This is a genomic window from Kocuria arenosa (assembly GCF_042879215.1).
Lineage (GTDB): Bacteria > Actinomycetota > Actinomycetes > Actinomycetales > Micrococcaceae > Kocuria > Kocuria arenosa.
On record NZ_JBHZTA010000005.1, the window covers coordinates 19869 to 36844 of the forward strand.

The window sequence follows — 16976 nt, forward strand, 5'->3', positions numbered from 1 at the left end:
TCTCCGGTGGAGCTAAGGGGAATCGAACCCCTGACCTTTTCATTGCGAACGAAACGCTCTACCAACTGAGCTATAGCCCCGGAGCAACCGTTCCATCCTATACACCCGGCGCGGGTTTCGCATCTCGGGCCCCCGGCGCGTCCGGGGCGGCTCCTTCCGGTGGTCGGGGAGCGGGGCCGGCAGTGGGTAGAATCGGCCGCCATGGACGACACGCCCGGACCCCAGGACCCCGCAGCCGACGAGGCCGACGGGACGGCAGACCTGGCGGTCGCCTTCGTCCCGGGCGTCATGCCCGGCAAGTGGTTCTTCCGGTGGCGGGACCGCAACCCGGGCCGCGTCCTCGCCGAGCGCCCGCTCGAGACGGACGCGTGGCAGGAGGAGCTGGGGGAGGGGCGCGCCCACGCGTGCTTCGTGCGGCTGCCCGCCCACCCGCGCCCCGGGGTCGACGACCTCGCCACGCTGCGCGAGAGATACCGGGCGGTGGAGCTCTACGCGGAGCAGCAGGTCGTGGTGCTGCCCCGGGACCACGAGCTGACCCTGCTCGACGAGGTGCCGGTCGCGGAGCTCGTGGACGAGGTGCTGCTGCAGGACCCCGAGACCCTGCCCGAGCGGCACCGGCTGCGCTCCCCGGAGGCCGTCGCCGCGGACGCCCCGCTGCCCCCGATGCGCCACGCCCAGGACGCCGTCGAGCTCGTCGCCGCGGGTCTGGGACTGGTGGTCGTGCCCATGTCGCTCGCGCGCCTGCACCACCGCAAGGACCTCGTCCACCGGGTGGTGCCCGATGCCGCCACGGTCCCCGTGGCGCTGGTGTGGCCGCAGGACCTGCCCGAGGAGCAGGAGGAGCTCGTGCAGGACTTCGTGGGTGTCGTCCGCGGGCGGGGGCTCAACAGCTCCCGCGGTGGGGCCGCACCGGCGTCCCCTGCCGCGGAGGAGCGACCGGCGTCCGGGGCGAAACCGGTGCGGGCGCCGTCGTCGCGCCGTGGGGGGCAGTCCCCGCAGGGAGCACGGCGGGCGGGCGCCCCCCGTGGCGCGGCGCGGGGCGGCCGCGGAGGGCCCAAGGGCGGCCGCCGGTCCGGCGGCCGCGGCCGCCGCTGAGGGCGCCGGCGAACTACTGCTGCTCGGCGGTCCGCTGCTGCTCGACGGCCACCGTGTAGGACCACAGCTCCGAGGCGGTGCCCACGGGGCGCGGGCGCTCGCCCTCCCCGGCGGCGGCCCCACCGCCGTGGGACCGGGCGAAGTCCTGCGAGGCCCGCCAGGCGTCGTAGGACTCCTCGTCGGCCCACCGGGTGAGCACGAGCCACTGCGTGCGCCCGTCCGCGGGCTGCAGCAGCTCGAAGCCCTCGAAGCCCGCGACCCCGGCCATGGAGGCGCTATGGGCGGCGAAGCGCCGGCCCAGCTCGTCGCCGGAGTCGGCAGGGACGGTGATGGCGTTGATCTTGACGATGCTCATGCGTCCGATCCTGGCACATCGCGCCGGACGGCCCGGACCTGCCCCGTCTCGGGCGGACCGGGGGCTGCGGGACCGGCGTCGGCCTGCCGGACCACGGTCTGGTTCAGCAGGGGCACGTGCAGGCCCTCGCGGTCGAGCATCTTCTTGAGCCGCAGCCGCAGCGCCCGGGCCACGTCCCACTGCTTGAGGGGCACGGTGCGCACGGCCACGCGCACGGTGACGGACTCTCCGGTGACGGCCTCGACGCCCCACACCTCCGGGTCCTCGGTGATGTACTCGCCGACCTTCGGGTCGTCCCGCAGCAGAGCCGCCTCGTGCAGGATCAGCTCCGTCACCAGCTCGATGTTCGTGTCGTAGGGCACCGGCAGGTCCAGCACGCAGCGGGCCCAGCCCTGGGACTGGTTGCCCACGCGCAGGATCTCCCCGTTGCGCACGTGCCACAGGGTGCCGTTGACGTCCCGGACCTGGGTCACGCGCAGCCCCACGGACTCCACGGTCCCGCTCGCCTCGCCGAGGTCGACGACGTCCCCGATGCCGAGCTGGTCCTCCGCGACCATGAAGATCCCGGACAGGTAGTCCTTCACGAGGGACTGCGCCCCGAAGCTCAGGGCCACGCCGGCGATGCCCGCGGACGCCAGGACGGGACCGATGTCGTAGTCGAGCTCCGAGATGATCATCACCAGGGCGACGGCCCAGATCAGCACCGTCGCCACGGACGAGAGCACCGACCCGATGGTGTGGGCGCGCTGGGACTGCCGTGCGCCGGCCAGGCCCGCGTCCTCGACCCAGCGCGGCCTGCCCCGCTCCATCCGGCGCACGATCCGCGACCGGGTGCCCTTCGCGATCCCCCCGGTGACCCGGCGGATCAGCAGCCGCACCACGGCAGACAGGATCGAGGCGCCCAGCAGCACCAGCAGGATCCGCAGCGGCTTGTCGAGCCAGAACTCCCACACCGGGTCCAGGGCCGGCACGGGGGAGGACAGGGGGAGGGGGACGGGGAGGTGCATGGGGGAAGCGTAGCGAACGACGTCCGCCGCCCGGCGGCCGTCCAGCCGCTCCGGAGGTGCGTCGGGCACAATGGTGGTCGCACCCGCCGGGCCGCCGCCCCCGCCCACCACCGAGGAACCATGACTGCACCCAGCCCCGTCCTGACCGCCGCCCCCGACCTGACCGCCGCCCCGGGCGCGGCCGTCCTCGCCGCCCAGGACTCCGGCGCCGAGACGCTGGGCGGGATCGCCGGCTGGGCCGTCGACGTCATGGAGGCCATCGGCGCTCCGGGCGCGGGTCTGCTCGTCGCGCTCGAGAACCTCTTCCCGCCGCTGCCGTCCGAGGTGATCCTCCCGCTGGCAGGGTTCACCGCGAGCCAGGGCAGCTTCTCGCTGGGCGGGGCGGTCTTCTGGACGACCCTGGGCTCGGTGGTCGGCGCCGTGGCCCTCTACTGGATCGGCGCCGCGCTCGGCCGCCGCCGGCTGCGGGCGATCGTGGACCGGATGCCGCTCGTCGACCTGCACGACCTCGACCGCACCGAGGCGTGGTTCGAGCGGCACGGGAAGGCCGCGGTCTTCTTCGGGCGCATGATCCCCGTCTTCCGGTCGCTGATCTCGGTCCCCGCCGGCATCGAGCGGATGTCCTTCGGCGCGTTCGTGCTGCTCACCGCGGCGGGTTCCCTCCTCTGGAACACCCTCTTCGTGCTCGCCGGGTACTACCTCGGCGAGAACTGGCACGTCGCCGAGCAGTACGCCGGGATCTTCTCCCGGATCGTGGTCGTCACCGTGGCCGCCCTCCTCGCGTGGTGGGTGCTCAAGCGGGTGCTGCGCGACCGCCGGGGCCTGTCCGACGCCGCCCGCCGCGAGCGCGGGCAGCTGTGACCGCGGCGGTCACAGCCACCGTTTGAGCCGGAACACGACGTAGAGCGCCACGCCCGTCAGGAGCATGAGCCCCAGCGCCATGGGATAGCCCCACACCCACGACAGCTCCGGCATGAACCGGAAGTTCATCCCGTACACGGAGCCGATGATCGAGGGCGCGAACAGGATCGCCGCCCAGGACGAGATCCGCTTCATCTGATCGTTCTGCTCGATCGCGGCCTCGTTCTGCCGCGCGGCGAGCTGGGTGGCGTCCAGCATGAGGGCGTTGGTGAGGGACGACTGGAAGGCCTCGACCTTGTTGTTCACGAAGATCAGGTGGTCCAGGACGTCGCGCAGGCTGTGCTGCAGCTCCTGGGCCGCGCCGGCCTCGGCGAGCTCCTCGAGGAACTGCCGCAGCTCCATCTCCAGCGGGGCGACCACCCGGTGGAACGCGCTGACCTCCCGGGTGAGCTGGTAGATGCGCCGCGAGACGACGCCGTCCCCGGACCCGGAGAACAGGGCGTCCGAGATCTCGTCGATGTCGTTCTCGAGCCCCTCGACCACGGGGTAGTAGTCGTCCACGGTCTGGTCGAGCACCGCGTAGAGCACCCCTTCCGCGCCGGTCCCCAGCAGTGCCGGCTGCGCCTCCACCCGGGACCGGACCCGCCCGACCCGCCCGTGCTCGGACTGCCGGACGGTGATCACGAAGCCGGGTCCCGTGACGATGTGGATCTCCCCGAAGTCGACCGTCTCCGTGGCGTCCTGGTAGACGGCGGGGCGCAGCACCGTGAACAGGGTGGTCCCGTAGCGGTCCAGCTTGGGCCGCTGCTCGGCCTGCAGGATGTCCTCCACGGCGAGCTCGTGCAGGCCGAACTGCTCGGCCAGGGAGTCGAGCTCGTCCTCGGAGGGGCGGTACAGGCCGATCCAGACGAGGACGCAGTGATCCCCGGCGTCGGCGCAGCGGGGGTCCTCGGCCCGCAGCCGGGCAAGCAGCCGGTAGGTCTCCTCGAGCGTGGCGGGGGACGCGATGCGCTGCCCGCCCCGGTAGACGGCGTTGTCGACGATGCTCACGCGCCCATTATCCCCGTGCCGCCCGGAGCGGCTCGGAGGCCGAACCGTTGGCCCCGGCGCCGGTCGTGGCGGCGCGGCGGACGCCCCGTGCGGCGCCGTGGCCGTCCCACGGGGTGCTGATCCACCCGGCCGCCGGCCGCGCGCTGTCGGCGCCCCGCCCCGGGCGTTCCTAGAATGGGAGGCATGAGTTTCCCCATGGACACCCGGGTGGGTGCCTACGCCGTGATCGTCCAGGACGGGGCGGTGCTGCTCAGCCACTGGAACCCCCGCCACCCCAGGCTGCGCGGGGCGTGGAGCCTGCCCGGCGGCGGCATGGAGATCGGGGAGCAGCCCGCGCAGACCGCGCTCCGGGAGGTCCACGAGGAGACCGGTTTCACTGTGGAGCTCGACGAGCTGCTCGGCGTGCACAGCCGGCACATGGGCGCCGACGAGCGGCTGGACGGCCGCGACCGGCCCTTCCACGCCCTGCGCGTGATCTACCGCGCCCACATCACCGGCGGGACGCTCACGTCGGAGCTGGACGGGTCCTCCGACGAGGCCCGCTGGTTCCCTTTGGCGGTCCTGCCGCAGCTGCCCCTCGTCGGCCTCGTGCCCGTGGGCCTCGAACTGGCCGGGCTCGTCGCCGCGGGCCCCGCGGGGACGGGGGAGGGCCGGTGAGCCGCCGTCGCACCACCGCAGGCCTGCTCGCCCTCGCCGCGCTCACCGGGTGCGGCGGCGAGGCCCCGGAGCCGCCCCCGGCCACCGCGACGTCCCCCGCCGCGGAACGGGTCCGGATCGCCGCGGGGCCCACCGGGCAGACGGCCGTGCTCGCCCACGTCTACGCCGGGCGGCTCCGGGAGGCCGGCTTCGACGCGAGCGTGGTCGACGCCGGGACCGACCGCGCCGACTATCTCGGGGCCCTCGAGCGGGGGGACGTGGAGGTCGCGGCGGACTACTCCGGCAACCTCTATCTGCACCTGCGCGGCCGGGCCCCCGTGGGACCGGCCGCCACGGCGCCCACGGACGGCGCGACGGCCACCCCCGCGCCGTCCCCGGACGCCGAGGACGGCGGGCTCGCCGAGGACCTCTCCGAGCTGCTCGGGCTGGGGGAGGAGCGCGCGGACGACGACGACGTGCTGGCCGGGGTGCAGGACGTGCTGCCGGAGGAGCTGCAGACCCTCGAGCCGGCGGCGGCGGAGAACACGGTGGCGGTCGTCGTGACCCGTCCGACGGCCGTCGAGCACGGACTCACCGACCTGGAGGACCTGGGCCCGGTGTGCGACGAGCTGGCCCTGGGCACCGACCTCGACTTCACGGGCCGCTCCTACGGCCCGGAGGGACTGGAGGACGCCTACGAGTGCGAGCCCGGCAGGTTCGTGCCGTTCGGCGACCAGGACGATCTCGTGGACGCGCTGCTCGAGGACCGGGTGCAGGCCGCGGCCCTGTTCACGGCCTCGCCCGCGATCGAGGACAACGCCCTCGTGGTCCTGGCCGACCCCCTCAACAACTTCGTCCCGCAGCGGGTGGTCCCCGTGGCCGCCGAGGACCTGCCGGACGCGGCCGTGGACGTCGTCGACGCGGTCTCCGCGCAGATCGGCACCGACGACCTGGTGCTGATGACCCGGATGACCTCCGCCCGCGACCCGTACACGCCCGAGGAGGCCGCGCGGTACTGGCTCGAGGGCGGCGACGACACCTGAGCGGGGCGCCGATCGGTGCCCCGGACGGCGTACGGCCCGGGGGTAAGGTGTACCGCATGTCAGTGGTGAAGCAGTCCGACAAGCTCAAGAACGTCCTCTACGACATCCGCGGCCCCGTGCTGGAGCAGGCGGAGCACATGGAGGCGGAGGGCCACCGGATCCTCAAGCTCAACATCGGCAACCCCGCGCCGTTCGGCTTCGAGGCACCCGACGCGATCCTCGTGGACATGATCAAGAACCTGCCCCACGCGCAGGGCTACTCGGACTCCCGCGGCATCTACTCCGCGCGCACCGCCGTGGTGCAGTACTACCAGACGCGCGGGATCATGAACCTCGACACCGACGACGTGTACCTGGGCAACGGCGTCTCCGAGCTCATCACCATGACGCTGCAGGCGCTGTGCAACCCCGGCGACGAGATCCTCATCCCGTCCCCCGACTACCCGCTGTGGACCGCCTCCGTGGCCCTGTCCGGCGGCACCCCCGTGCACTACCGGTGCGACGAGGACAACGACTGGAACCCGGACCTCGAGGACCTCGCGGCGAAGATCACCCCCAGCACCAAGGGCATCGTGATCATCAACCCGAACAACCCGACCGGCGCGGTGTACTCCCGCGAGGTGCTGCAGTCCATCGTGGACCTCGCCGCGGAGCACGAGCTGATCCTGTTCTCGGACGAGATCTACGAGAAGATCACCTACGACGACGCCGAGATGATCAACGCCGCGACCCTCACCGGCGAGGACGTGCTGTGCCTCACCTTCTCCGGGCTGTCCAAGGCCTACCGGGTGGCCGGGTACCGCGCCGGGTGGCTCGCGATCACCGGGCCCAACTGGAAGGCCGAGAGCTTCATCGAGGGCATCAAGCTGCTCGCCAACATGCGGATGTGCGCCAACGTGCCGGCCCAGCACGCGATCCAGACCGCACTCGGCGGCTACCAGTCGATCAACGACCTCATCCTCCCGGGCGGGCGGCTCAAGGCCCAGCGCGACCTCGCCCACCGGCGGCTCAACGAGATCGACGGGGTGTCCTGCCGGCAGGCCGACGGCGCCCTGTACCTGTTCCCCAAGCTCGACGTGGAGAAGTTCAACATCGTCGACGACGAGAAGTTCGCCCTCGACCTGCTCAAGGAGCAGAAGATCCTCGTCAGCCACGGCCGGGCGTTCAACTGGCCGGAGCCCGACCACTTCCGGCTCGTGACCCTGCCCTCCGTGGAGATGCTCGCCACGGCCCTGGACCGGATCGAGGAGTTCCTCGGCAACTACCGCCAGTGACCGGCGGGCCGTGCACCGCGGCCCGCCCCGCACCCCCAGGAGGTCCCGCATGAGCGCAGCCGACCAGAGCCCCGGCACCGGGTTCGAGCAGGACGTGCGGCCCCTGCTGCGCGCCCGGCCGGGGCTGTCCCTGGACGCCGTGGACACCGGCTCCACCCCGGGGTTCACGGGGAACAAGAAGCTCGGCACCGCGCTGCGCGTCTCCCGGGACGCCGAGCTGTCCGAGCTGCAGCGCCAGATCTACGCCAACGCCACGGTGGGCGCCCGGCACCGGGTGCTGCTCGTGCTGCAGGGCATGGACACCTCCGGCAAGGGCGGCGTCATCCAGCACGTCCTGGGCGGGCTCAGCCCGCACGGCGTGCACACCCACGGCTTCGGCCGGCCCACCGAGGAGGAGGCCGCCCAGCACTTCCTCCAGCGGGTGCGGCGCCAGCTGCCCCGCCCCGGGGTGATCGGCGCGTTCGACCGGTCCCACTACGAGGACGTGCTCGTGCCCGTGGTGCACGACGTGCTCGACGACCGGCAGCTCGAGCGGCGCTACACCGAGATCCGGCACTTCGAGCAGGAGCTCGCCGACGACGGGGTGGTCGTCGTCAAGGTGTTCCTGCACCTGGGCCTGGACGAGCAGCGCCAGAACCTGCTCGCCCGCATGGGCGACCGGACGAAGCAGTGGAAGTTCGACCCCTCGGACCTCGACGCGCGCAGCCGGTGGGACACCTACATGGCCGCCTACGAGCGGGCCATCGACGCGACCGACGCCGACCACGCGCCCTGGTACGTGGTGCCCACCGACCGGAAGTGGTACGCCCGGGCCGTGGTCCAGGACCTGCTGATCTCCGCGCTCACAGGCCTGCGGCTCGACTGGCCGGACCCCGGCTACGACGTCGAGGACGCGCGCCGGCGCCTCGCCGAGCTCTGACCCCGCGGCACCGGGAGGGCTCAGCCGCGCCCGGCACCCTCGTCGTCGCTGTCGCCGCCGGCGTCCGCGCGCCGGGTGCGGGCCGCGTCGAGCCGCTCGCGGGCGCCGTCGAGCCACTGCTCGCACCGGGTGGCCAGGGCCTCGCCGCGCTCCCAGAGCGCGAGGGACTCCTCGAGGGACGTGCCCCCGGCCTCGAGCCGGGAGACGACCTGGACGAGCTCCTCGCGGGCCTGCTCGTAGCCCAGGCCGGCGATGTCGGACAGGTCGGGTGCTGCGGGGTGGTCGGTGCTCGCCATGGGTGGCGCCTCTCGTTCGGAAGGGTGGGGGACGGTCGGGACGTCGGTGCCGCGGAGGGTCAGGGGGAGCCGGGGCGCTCGCCGGGGCGCCGGGCGGAGACCGTCTCGGTGCGCACGCCGAGCTCGCCCACGGCCAGGCGCACCCCCAGCAGGTCCCCGGCGCGCACGGCGGAGGCGTCGGTGACCACGGCGCCGGAGGCGTCCAGGACCACGGAGTAGCCGCGCTGCAGGGTCTGCTGGGGGGACAGCGCCCGCACGCGGGCGCGCAGGGAGCGCACGGCGTCGAGCTCCCGCAGCGTGCGGGAGTCCACGGCGGACAGCGCCCGGGTGCGCCACCGGTCCACGTCCTCCTCCCGGAGCAGCATCATGTCCTCCGGCTGGGCCAGGGCGGGCCGGGAGCGCACGGCGGCAAGACCGGCGGTCTCCCGGTCCAGGAAGCCCCGGACGGCGCGGTCCAGGCCGGCGCGCGCCCGGGCCACCCCGGCGCGCTCCTCGACGACGTCGGGGACGATCCGCTTGCCGGCGTCCGTGGGGGTCGAGGCCCGCAGGTCGGCCACCCAGTCGAGCAGCGGCTGGTCGTTCTCGTGCCCGATGGCGCTGACCACCGGGGTCCGGGCGGCCGCCACGGCGCGGATGAGGGACTCGTCGCTGAAGGCCAGGAGGTCCTCGAACGAGCCGCCGCCGCGGGCGATCACGATGACGTCCACCTCGGGCAGGCCGTCGAGCTCGCGCAGCGCCTGGATGACGGCGCGCACCGCGCCGGAGCCCTGCACCGCGACCTCCCGCACCTCGAAGTCCACGGCCGGCCAGCGCAGGGACGCGTTGCGGATGACGTCCTTCTCGGCGTCGGAGTTGCGCCCCGTGACGAGGCCGACCCGGCGGGGCAGCAGCGGCAGCGGCTTCTTCCGGCCGGCGTCGAAGAGCCCCTCCTCGGCGAGCGTCCGCCGCAACCGCTCGAGCCGCTCCAGCAGGTCCCCCAGTCCCACCGGCCGGATGCCGCGACCCAGCATGGACAGGCGGCCGGTCTTGGCCCAGAAGTCCGGCTTGAGCTGGGCGACCACCCGCATCCCCTTCTCCAGGGGGCGGTCCAGGTGGGCGGTCTCGTTGGCGAAGAGGGTCACCGGCACCGAGATCTCGGCGTCGACGTCCCGGAGGGTCACGTAGGTGACACGGGCGCGCCGGTTGAGCTCGATGATCTGCCCCTCGACCCACGTGGGCGCGCAGCGGGCGATGTAGGCGTGCAGGTTCTCGGAGAGCATCCGCAGCGGCCACGGGTTCTCCGGGGTGGTCCGGTCCGCCCGCGACGGCAGCTCCCGCTCGCCGCCCGCCGGCGCGTCCTGCTGCGGCTCCAGATACGTCATGCCTCATGCTTACCACCCGACGGGGACAGCCGTGCACGCTCCGTCCCGTGCGTACAGTGGTTCCGTGAGCTCCTCAGCACCCCCCGCCTCCGGACACCGCTCCCGACGACGCGCCACGACCGTCCTGCGCACCGGCCTCGGCACCGTCCTCGGCCTCGCCGCCGCGTCCCTCGTGGCGCTGCTCGTACCTCTGCACTGGGCCCAGGACACCCTGGTCTCCCGCGACGGCTTCACCCAGGTGGTCGGCACCCTCGCCGACGACCGGCCCTTCCAGGAGGAGCTGGCCCGCACCGCCGTGGGGCAGCTGGCCGACCGGATCGTGGGGGAGCGGGCCACCGGCGTCGGGTTCCTCGACCGGATGCTCGAGGACGCCGTCCGCCGGGCCGCCGACGTCGCCGCGGACCTCACCTCCGACCCCGCCTACCAGCGCGCGTGGACGGAGGCGCTCACCCGCACCCACGAGGCCAACGTCCCCGTGGACGGCGCGGTGGAGGAGCCGCCGAAGCACCTCGTGCTGGAGATCGACCCGGTCCTCCGGGAGGTCGACGCGGCCGTGCAGCGGGCCGTGGGCGTGGACGTCGGCCTGACGGAGCGGGAGAGCCGGATCACCGTCCCGGGGTCGAACACCGGGCGACTGATCGAGGCGGGGACCCGGCTCACCGACCTGGCCGTCCCCCTCACCTGGACCGCCGCGGTGCTCGCGGTGCTCGCGCTGCTCGTGACCCGGCACCGCTTCGCCGTGCTCGCCGTGCTGGGGCTGGGGACGCTGGCCGGACTGGGCGTCGTGTGGCTGCTCGTGGAGCAGGGCGTGCAGCGGGCCTCCGGCATGCTCGGCGGCGACCCGGTGGTCCGGCTCGCCGCCGACCGGGTCGTCGTGCTGCTCACCGGCTCCCTCGGCGAGCAGATGGTCACGGCCGCCTGGGCGGCCGGGATCACGGGAGTCGTGGGCCTCGTCGGGGCCATCCTGGTGTCGGGCGGATCACGGCGCCGGCCCCGCCCCACCGCGTAGCATGGAGGCCATGCCGACCACCGTTGCGCTCTCCATGCCCACCGTCCCCCGTTCCCGGCGCACCCCCGAGGACGTGGCCGCCGCCGCTCCCGTGGCCGGACCGAAGAAGGTCCTGCTCGCGTCCCCCCGCGGCTACTGCGCCGGCGTGGACCGCGCGGTCATCGCCGTGGAGAAGGCGCTCGAGCACTACGGCGCCCCGGTGTACGTGCGCAAGGAGATCGTGCACAACAAGTTCGTGGTGAGCACCCTCGAGGAGCAGGGCGCCGTGTTCGTCGAGGAGACCGACGAGGTCCCGGAGGGGTCCCTGCTGATCTTCTCCGCCCACGGCGTCTCCCCGGCCGTGGTGGAGTCCGCGAAGTCCCGGGACCTGCACACCATCGACGCCACGTGCCCGCTGGTGACCAAGGTGCACCGCGAGGCCGTGCGCTTCGCGAAGAGCGACTACGACATCCTGCTGATCGGCCACGACGGCCACGAGGAGGTCGAGGGCACCGCCGGCGAGGCCCCCGAGCACATCCAGGTGGTGAACAGCCCCGACGAGGTCGACCAGGTCGTGGTCCGCGACCCCGACAAGGTCGTGTGGCTGTCCCAGACCACTCTCAGCGTGGACGAGACCCTGGAGACCGTGCAGAAGCTGCGCGAGCGCTTCCCCTCCCTGCAGGACCCGCCCAGCGACGACATCTGCTACGCGACCTCCAACCGGCAGACCGCGATCAAGAAGATCGCCCCGGACGCGGACCTCGTGATCGTCGTGGGCTCGGCGAACTCCTCGAACTCCGTGCGGCTCAAGGAGGTCGCCCTCGAGTACGGCGCTCGCCGCGCCGAGCGCGTGGACTTCGCCAACCAGGTGGACGAGTCCTGGTTCGAGGGCGTCGCCACCGTGGGCGTCACGTCCGGGGCCTCCGTGCCGGAGGTCCTCGTGAAGGACGTGCTGCGCCTGCTCGCGGACTACGGCTACGGCGAGGTCGAGGAGATCGTCACCGCCGAGGAGGACGTCCTGTTCTCCCTGCCCAAGGAGCTGCGCGCCCGGCTCACCGCGGCCGGGGACACCTCCCACCGGCTCGGTGGCCGGGGGGCCCGGCCCGCCCGCTGAGCCGCCGGGCCCGCCCCGCCCGCGGAGCCGGGCCCGGCCCGCCCGCGGAGCCGGGCCCGGCCCGCCCGCGGAGCCGGGGGCGGTCCCCCTCGCTCAGCCCGCCGCGCGCTCGTCGAGCTGATCCGGCACTCCGCCCTCCGAACCGGTGCCGCCCGGGCGCTCCACCACCTCCGGCGGCTGTGCCGCCGCGGTGAACTCCGGAGCCGTGAGCGGGCGCGGCGCCACCACGAGCGGACGGGTGGTGAGCCGTTCGTCCTCCGCGAGCGTGGGGTCGAGGTCGTTGATCCGCCGGGCCGTGGGGAACACCCGGGTCTCCACGGACCCCGTCAGCCGGTTGTAGGTCTCGACCGACTTCTGCAGCGACCGTCCCATGTCGTCGAGGTGCTTGCCGACCGTGCCCAGCCGCTCGTAGAGCTGGCGGGAGAGGTCGAAGAGCTCCTTGGCGTTCTCTGTGAGCCCGTTCTGCCGCCACGTGAAGGCGACGGCCTTGAGCGAGGCCAGCAGCGAGACCGGCGACACGAGCGCCACGTTGCGGCTCGCGGCGTGGTCCAGCAGGGTCGGGTCCGCGTCCAGGGCCGCGGACAGCGCCGACTCGGCGGGCAGGAAGCACAGCACCAGCTCGGGGGAGGCGTCCCGCGCCTCCCAGTACTTCTTCGAGGCCAGCGCGTCCACGTGCCCGCGCACGGCCTTCGCGTGACCGGCCAGCTGCGCCCGGCGCCCGGCGTCGTCCTCGGCGTCCTGGGCGCGCAGGTAGGCGGTCATGGGCGCCTTGGCGTCCAGGACGATGTCGCGGCCCCCCGGGAGGTGCACGACCATGTCGGGGCGGATCGCGCTGCGCTCGCCGTCCGCTGTGGTGCCGTTGGAGGCGACCTGCTCCCGGAAGTCGACGTGCGCGGTCATCCCCGCGGCCTCGACCACCCGGCGCAGCTGCACCTCGCCCCACGTGCCGCGTGCGGAGCCCGAGCGCAGGGCGGAGGACAGGGACGTGGTCGCGGTGCGCAGGTGGTCGCCCACCTCGCGGGTGTGGGCAAGGGCCTGGGTGATGCCCCCGTACTGCTCGGCCCGGTCCCGCTCGAGCGCCGTCACGTGCTCCTCGACCGAGCGGAGCTGGTGGGCCACCGGCGCCAGGGCCCGCAGGACGTTGTTGTCCTGCACGGAGCGGGCGTCGGCGTCCCGCAGCCGGTCCTCCAACTGGGCGCGCGCCTCCACGGCCGCCGCCCGCTCGGAGGCCAGGTCCACGAGCCGGTCCTGGACGGCGGCGAGCTCGGCCTGCAGCCCGGCCCGCTCCTCCTCGGCCGCCCGCGCGTCCCGGGCGGAACGGGCCCGTGCGACGAAGGCGCCCAGGAGGGCGCCCACGAGCAGGGCGAGCAGGACGAGGACGACGACGAGGGTGGTGGTCATGCCCAGCAGTGTGGCACGCCGACCGGACACCGCACGGCAGCGGAGCTCACAGCCACCCGTTCTCCCGCGCCACCCGGCACGCCTCCGAACGGTTGCTCGTGTGAGTCTTGCCGATGGCGCTCGAGAGGTGGTTGCGCACGGTGCCCGGGGACAGCCGGAGCAGCGCCGAGACGTGCTCGACGCTGGCACCGTCCGCGGCGGCCCGCAGCACCTCCCGCTCCCGGGTGCTCAGGGGACTGGCCCCGCTGACGAGGCTCTCCTCCGCGAGGGCGGGGTCCACGGCACGCAGCCCGGCGTGCACGCGGCGGACGGCTTCCGCCAGCTGGGCCGCCGGGGTGTCCTTGACCACGAACCCGCTCGCGCCGGCCTCCATCGCGCGCCGCAGGTAGCCCGGGCGCCCGAAGGTCGTGACGATGAGGCAGCGGCAGCCCAGGTCCTCGGCCACGACCAGGCGCGCGGCCTCGATGCCGTCCACGCCGGGCATCTCGATGTCCAGCAGGGCCACGTCGGGCCGGTGCTGCCGCACGGCGGCCAGGACCTCGTCCCCGGCGGCGACCTGAGCGACCACCTCGAGGTCGTCCTCGAGCTCCAGCAGCGCGGCGAGGGCCCCGCGCACGAGGTGCTGGTCGTCGGCCAGCAGCAGCCGGATGGGCGCGCTCACGGGAACCGCACCTCCAGCACGGTGCCCTCGTCCCGGTCTCCGCCGCGCACGGTCACCGTGCCGCCGGCCCGGTCCACCCGCTCCCGCAGACCGCGCAGGCCGTTGCCCTCCGGGGCGAGGACGCCGTCGCCGTCATCCGCCACGGTCAGCCCCGAGGGCGTCCACCGCACCGTGCAGCGCGTGGCGCCGCTGTGCCGGACCACGTTGGTCACCGCCTCGCGCAGCGCCCAGGCGAGCACCCCGCGGCGGGAGCCGGTCACGCTCTCGGGACGGCCGTCCACGTCGGCCTCGATCCCGGCGGCGGCCAGGGCCGTGCACGCGGCTTCGACCTGCTCGGCGAAGTCCGGGGTGCGCAGCCGGCCCACCGTGGAGCGCACCCCGGCCAACGACTCGCGGGACAGCCGCAGCACGTCGTCGAGCTCGGCACGGGCCCGCTCCGGCTCCCGGTCGAGCAGCCGCTGCGCGAGCTCCGTCTTGAGCGCGATGACCGTCAGGGAGTGTCCCAGGATGTCGTGGACGTCCCGCGCCACCTCCTCCCGCTCGCGGACGAGGGCCAGCTCCGAGGTCAGCGCCAGGTGTTGCTCGTCGCGGTGCACGAGCAGACGCATGCCGCCGATGATCACGGTGGACGTGCCGTACATGACCAGCACCCACTCGCTGCCGGGCGGGAGGAGCCCGACCAGGACCAGGCCGAGCACGGCCGCCAGGAGCACCACCAGGGCGGTGAGCGCCTGGCGCAGAGGAAGTCGGAACGCGCAGAGGGCGGAGAGGTACTGGGTCATCGCGAACGCCCACACCCCGAGGGCCGGCACCGTGAGCAGGATGAGCACGGTGAGCAGGCAGAACCAGCCCAGGGTGTTGGCCGGCTCTGCGCGCAGGGGGAGCAGGCGGGGGTTGCGGAAGGCCAGGGCGTAGACCACGGCGAAGGCGAGCAGGGCCACACCGGCCAGGGTCCGCTGCGGCGGCCCGGCGGCGGAGTCCACGAGCGCGCCCACCGGCAGCACGAGGAAGACCAGCCAGATCGCGGCGAACCACCACGAGGGGTCCTCGGCCGGTACCCTCCCGGCCGGGGCTCGCCGGGGCGTCATCGCCGAGCCGTGGTCCGGCGCACGGCCAGCAGCACCACGGCCGCGAGGACCACCGTCCAGACCCCGGTGTTGAGCAGCAGCGCCCAGAGGGGGTCGGACTCCACGGGCGGTCCGCTGGTCGACACGACGTCGCCCTCGACGAGCGGGTACCGGGCCAGCCCGGCCAGGCCGTAGAGCGGCGTGAACCGCGCGATGTCGAGCATCACACCGCTGAGCGGGACGAAGAGGTTGCCGAAGAAGCTGAGCACCACGAGCATCCCGGAGGCCGCCCCCACCGCGGACTCGGAGCGGAACAGCAGCCCGGCCGCCAGGCCGTAGAGGGCGAACACCGAGGAGCCGGCCACCACGATCGCGGCGGTGGCCGGCCAGCGCCAGCCGCCCAGCTCGGCGCCCGTCAGGGCGCCCACGGCGTAGACCACGAGCACGGGCAGGACGGCCATGGCCAGGGCCACGGCCACCTTGGCCAGCACGTACCCGTGGCGCGGCGCCGGGGTGAGCCCGATCTGCCGGCCCCAGCCGCGGGCCTGCTCCACGGCGGCGGAGCCGGCGATCGAGGTGGTCGCGGTGACCGCCCCGTAGACGGCCATGGAGATCATGTTGTACCCGCCGGCGTTGCCGTGGCCCACCGGCAGGTCGGAGAAGTCCCCCAGCGCCGTGAACATCACGTACAGCACGGCGGGCAGAACCACGATGAAGAACGTGTTCTCGACCATGCGCACGTTGCGGCGCAGGTCGTGGGCGGCGTAGGCGATGCTCATGGTGCGGATCCTCCAGGGGTGGGAACGGGTCTCGGGGGCCTGGTCAGTCGGCGGTGAGGCCCAGGAAGGCCTCCTCGAGCCCGGCGTGGGTGATCTCGAGCTCGCTCGCGCCCGTGGCCGTGAGCAGGTGCCGGGCGATGCCGTCGGTGTCGGGGCCCGTGAGCCGCCGGCGCCCGCCGACGGGCTCCAGCGGAGTGGCCCCCGGGACGACGACGGGCTCGGGCCCGTCCCAGCGGAAGCTGACCACCCGGTGGCCGGCCAGGGCCTGGACCTCGGCGGTGGCGGCGTCCGCGACCACGCGCCCTGCCTTGAGCACCACGGTGCGCGCGGCGAACTCCTCGGCCTCGTCGAGGTAGTGGGTCGCGAACACGACCGTCCGGCCCCGCTCCGCTTCGGCGTGCATCGCGGCCCAGAACTCCCGCCGGGCGCTGACGTCCATCCCCGCGGTCGGCTCGTCCAGGACCAGCAGGTCCGGCTCGGGCAGCAGGGCCAGCGCAAAGCGCAGCCGCTGCCGCTCCCCGCCCGAGCACTTGGAGACCTTCCGCCGCGCGAACCCGGCGGCCCCCGCCCGCCTCAGGGCCTCGTTCACGGGGAGCGGGTTGCGGTGCAGCGTCGCGACCATCGCGACCGTCTCCCGCACGGACAGGTCGTCGAGCAGCCCCCCGGTCTGCAGGACCGCGCCGATCCGCCCGGCCCGCACGCTCTCGCGCGGTGCGGCGCCCAGGGTGCGCACGGTGCCGTCGTCGGGGTCGGTGAAGCCCAGCACCATGTCGAGGAGGGTGGTCTTCCCCGCGCCGTTGGGCCCGAGCAGCGCGACCACCTCGCCGCGCTCGACGCGCAGGCTCACGCCGTCGACGGCCCGGACGCGTTGCTCGCCGCGTCCGAAGCCCTTCCGGACGCCGGTGACGTCGACGGCCGGAGAGCCGGCCGAGGTGCCGCCGGGGCTCGTCTGCGGTGCGGTGCTGGTGGACGGAGCGGTTCTCATGCCCCGACTCTGCTCCACTCCGAGCCGTGCCGGAAGCACCGGATGTCACGACACGTCCATGACATCGGTCACGGGTCCCGGAGC

The 16976-nt window shown here is 73.9% G+C and carries 18 protein-coding genes and 1 tRNA gene; 8 read left to right on the forward strand and 11 right to left on the reverse strand.

Going from position 1 to position 16976, the window contains the following annotated elements:
* Window positions 1-7: 7 nt before the first annotated feature.
* Window positions 8-80 (reverse strand) — tRNA-Ala (locus ACFYE3_RS09845).
* A gap of 121 nt (window positions 81-201) precedes the next feature.
* Here ACFYE3_RS09845 and ACFYE3_RS09850 point away from each other — a divergent pair.
* On the forward strand, window positions 202-1095 hold the full coding sequence (locus tag ACFYE3_RS09850) for a LysR family transcriptional regulator substrate-binding protein (protein WP_387608550.1): 894 nt from the start codon (window positions 202-204) through the stop codon (window positions 1093-1095).
* Window positions 1096-1108: 13 nt separating this feature from the next.
* On the opposite strand, the gene ACFYE3_RS09855 is transcribed toward ACFYE3_RS09850, so the two are convergent.
* On the reverse strand, window positions 1109-1450 hold the full coding sequence (locus ACFYE3_RS09855; RefSeq protein ID WP_387608552.1) for an antibiotic biosynthesis monooxygenase family protein: 342 nt from the start codon (window positions 1448-1450) through the stop codon (window positions 1109-1111).
* Window positions 1447-2457 (reverse strand): mechanosensitive ion channel family protein, encoded by a 1011-nt coding sequence (locus ACFYE3_RS09860; protein WP_387608554.1) that lies wholly within the window; start codon window positions 2455-2457, stop codon window positions 1447-1449. Before ACFYE3_RS09860 ends, ACFYE3_RS09855 begins: the two co-directional genes overlap by 4 nt.
* Window positions 2458-2577: 120 nt before the next feature.
* Here ACFYE3_RS09860 and ACFYE3_RS09865 point away from each other — a divergent pair, with 120 nt between their 5' ends.
* Window positions 2578-3318 carry a DedA family protein gene (locus ACFYE3_RS09865; RefSeq protein WP_387608556.1) on the forward strand — a complete coding sequence of 247 codons (741 nt, stop codon included), beginning with the start codon at window positions 2578-2580 and terminating at the stop codon, window positions 3316-3318.
* A 9-nt stretch (window positions 3319-3327) separates the two neighbouring features.
* Here ACFYE3_RS09865 and ACFYE3_RS09870 read toward each other — a convergent pair whose 3' ends face one another.
* On the reverse strand, window positions 3328-4368 hold the full coding sequence (locus tag ACFYE3_RS09870) for a magnesium and cobalt transport protein CorA (RefSeq protein WP_387608557.1): 1041 nt from the start codon (window positions 4366-4368) through the stop codon (window positions 3328-3330).
* A 183-nt stretch (window positions 4369-4551) separates the two neighbouring features.
* Between ACFYE3_RS09870 and ACFYE3_RS09875 the strand changes: the two genes are divergently transcribed.
* Genes ACFYE3_RS09875 through ACFYE3_RS09890 form a run of 4 tightly spaced genes read left to right on the forward strand, consistent with a single transcriptional unit; the run spans window position 4552 to window position 8240 of the window.
* Window positions 4552-5025, forward strand: a complete 474-nt coding sequence (locus tag ACFYE3_RS09875) for an NUDIX hydrolase (protein ID WP_368820336.1) — start codon at window positions 4552-4554, stop codon at window positions 5023-5025.
* Complete coding sequence (locus ACFYE3_RS09880) at window positions 5022-6047, forward strand: glycine betaine ABC transporter substrate-binding protein (RefSeq protein ID WP_387608558.1); 1026 nt, start codon at window positions 5022-5024, stop codon at window positions 6045-6047. The genes ACFYE3_RS09875 and ACFYE3_RS09880 overlap by 4 nt, the downstream gene beginning before the upstream one ends.
* Before the next feature lie 56 nt (window positions 6048-6103).
* A complete protein-coding gene (locus ACFYE3_RS09885) occupies window positions 6104-7321 on the forward strand; it encodes a pyridoxal phosphate-dependent aminotransferase (RefSeq protein WP_387608560.1) in 1218 nt (405 codons plus the stop codon).
* 49 nt (window positions 7322-7370) lie between these two features.
* Complete coding sequence (locus ACFYE3_RS09890; protein ID WP_387608562.1) at window positions 7371-8240, forward strand: PPK2 family polyphosphate kinase; 870 nt, start codon at window positions 7371-7373, stop codon at window positions 8238-8240.
* A 20-nt stretch (window positions 8241-8260) separates the two neighbouring features.
* Here the strand turns inward: ACFYE3_RS09890 and ACFYE3_RS09895 are convergent, their stop codons facing one another.
* Together ACFYE3_RS09895 and xseA are read right to left on the reverse strand one after the other, a co-directional pair.
* On the reverse strand, window positions 8261-8536 hold the full coding sequence (locus tag ACFYE3_RS09895; protein WP_387608564.1) for an exodeoxyribonuclease VII small subunit: 276 nt from the start codon (window positions 8534-8536) through the stop codon (window positions 8261-8263).
* Between the two features lie 59 nt (window positions 8537-8595).
* Window positions 8596-9897: an exodeoxyribonuclease VII large subunit gene (xseA, locus tag ACFYE3_RS09900; protein WP_387608567.1), complete on the reverse strand. Its 1302-nt coding sequence runs from the start codon at window positions 9895-9897 to the stop codon at window positions 8596-8598.
* Window positions 9898-9961: 64 nt separating this feature from the next.
* Here xseA and ACFYE3_RS09905 point away from each other — a divergent pair, with 64 nt between their 5' ends.
* Both ACFYE3_RS09905 and ACFYE3_RS09910 read left to right on the forward strand, forming a co-directional pair.
* Window positions 9962-10906: a hypothetical protein gene (locus tag ACFYE3_RS09905; protein WP_387608568.1), complete on the forward strand. Its 945-nt coding sequence runs from the start codon at window positions 9962-9964 to the stop codon at window positions 10904-10906.
* Between the two features lie 10 nt (window positions 10907-10916).
* Window positions 10917-11999: a 4-hydroxy-3-methylbut-2-enyl diphosphate reductase gene (locus ACFYE3_RS09910; RefSeq protein ID WP_387608571.1), complete on the forward strand. Its 1083-nt coding sequence runs from the start codon at window positions 10917-10919 to the stop codon at window positions 11997-11999.
* 93 nt (window positions 12000-12092) lie between these two features.
* On the opposite strand, the gene ACFYE3_RS09915 is transcribed toward ACFYE3_RS09910, so the two are convergent.
* From ACFYE3_RS09915 to ACFYE3_RS09935, 5 genes are read right to left on the reverse strand one after another with little or no spacing between them, the layout of a single operon-like run.
* Window positions 12093-13400, reverse strand: coding sequence for a DNA recombination protein RmuC (locus tag ACFYE3_RS09915; RefSeq protein WP_387608573.1), 1308 nt, complete (start codon window positions 13398-13400; stop codon window positions 12093-12095).
* A gap of 46 nt (window positions 13401-13446) precedes the next feature.
* Window positions 13447-14061, reverse strand: coding sequence for a response regulator (locus tag ACFYE3_RS09920; protein ID WP_387608575.1), 615 nt, complete (start codon window positions 14059-14061; stop codon window positions 13447-13449).
* Window positions 14058-15149 (reverse strand): sensor histidine kinase, encoded by a 1092-nt coding sequence (locus ACFYE3_RS09925; RefSeq protein WP_387608578.1) that lies wholly within the window; start codon window positions 15147-15149, stop codon window positions 14058-14060. Before ACFYE3_RS09925 ends, ACFYE3_RS09920 begins: the two co-directional genes overlap by 4 nt.
* Window positions 15146-15907, reverse strand: coding sequence for an ABC transporter permease (locus ACFYE3_RS09930; protein ID WP_387608580.1), 762 nt, complete (start codon window positions 15905-15907; stop codon window positions 15146-15148). The genes ACFYE3_RS09925 and ACFYE3_RS09930 overlap by 4 nt, the downstream gene beginning before the upstream one ends.
* Before the next feature lie 43 nt (window positions 15908-15950).
* A complete protein-coding gene (locus ACFYE3_RS09935) occupies window positions 15951-16892 on the reverse strand; it encodes an ABC transporter ATP-binding protein (protein ID WP_387608582.1) in 942 nt (313 codons plus the stop codon).
* Between the last annotated feature and the right edge of the window lie 84 nt (window positions 16893-16976).

Excerpts from the sequence above, each read along its gene's own strand:
- ACFYE3_RS09875 (WP_368820336.1), top strand. The coding sequence starts at position 4,552 with ATGAGTTTCCCCATGGACACCCGGGTGGGTGCCTACGCCGTGATCGTC.
- ACFYE3_RS09925 (WP_387608578.1), bottom strand. The coding sequence starts at position 15,149 with ATGACGCCCCGGCGAGCCCCGGCCGGGAGGGTACCGGCCGAGGACCCC.
- ACFYE3_RS09895 (WP_387608564.1), bottom strand. The coding sequence starts at position 8,536 with ATGGCGAGCACCGACCACCCCGCAGCACCCGACCTGTCCGACATCGCC.
- ACFYE3_RS09910 (WP_387608571.1), top strand. The coding sequence starts at position 10,917 with ATGCCGACCACCGTTGCGCTCTCCATGCCCACCGTCCCCCGTTCCCGG.
- ACFYE3_RS09860 (WP_387608554.1), bottom strand. The coding sequence starts at position 2,457 with ATGCACCTCCCCGTCCCCCTCCCCCTGTCCTCCCCCGTGCCGGCCCTG.
- ACFYE3_RS09855 (WP_387608552.1), bottom strand. The coding sequence starts at position 1,450 with ATGAGCATCGTCAAGATCAACGCCATCACCGTCCCTGCCGACTCCGGC.
- xseA (WP_387608567.1), bottom strand. The coding sequence starts at position 9,897 with ATGACGTATCTGGAGCCGCAGCAGGACGCGCCGGCGGGCGGCGAGCGG.
- ACFYE3_RS09890 (WP_387608562.1), top strand. The coding sequence starts at position 7,371 with ATGAGCGCAGCCGACCAGAGCCCCGGCACCGGGTTCGAGCAGGACGTG.
- ACFYE3_RS09865 (WP_387608556.1), top strand. The coding sequence starts at position 2,578 with ATGACTGCACCCAGCCCCGTCCTGACCGCCGCCCCCGACCTGACCGCC.
- ACFYE3_RS09935 (WP_387608582.1), bottom strand. The coding sequence starts at position 16,892 with ATGAGAACCGCTCCGTCCACCAGCACCGCACCGCAGACGAGCCCCGGC.
- ACFYE3_RS09915 (WP_387608573.1), bottom strand. The coding sequence starts at position 13,400 with ATGACCACCACCCTCGTCGTCGTCCTCGTCCTGCTCGCCCTGCTCGTG.
- ACFYE3_RS09885 (WP_387608560.1), top strand. The coding sequence starts at position 6,104 with ATGTCAGTGGTGAAGCAGTCCGACAAGCTCAAGAACGTCCTCTACGAC.
- ACFYE3_RS09850 (WP_387608550.1), top strand. The coding sequence starts at position 202 with ATGGACGACACGCCCGGACCCCAGGACCCCGCAGCCGACGAGGCCGAC.
- ACFYE3_RS09930 (WP_387608580.1), bottom strand. The coding sequence starts at position 15,907 with ATGAGCATCGCCTACGCCGCCCACGACCTGCGCCGCAACGTGCGCATG.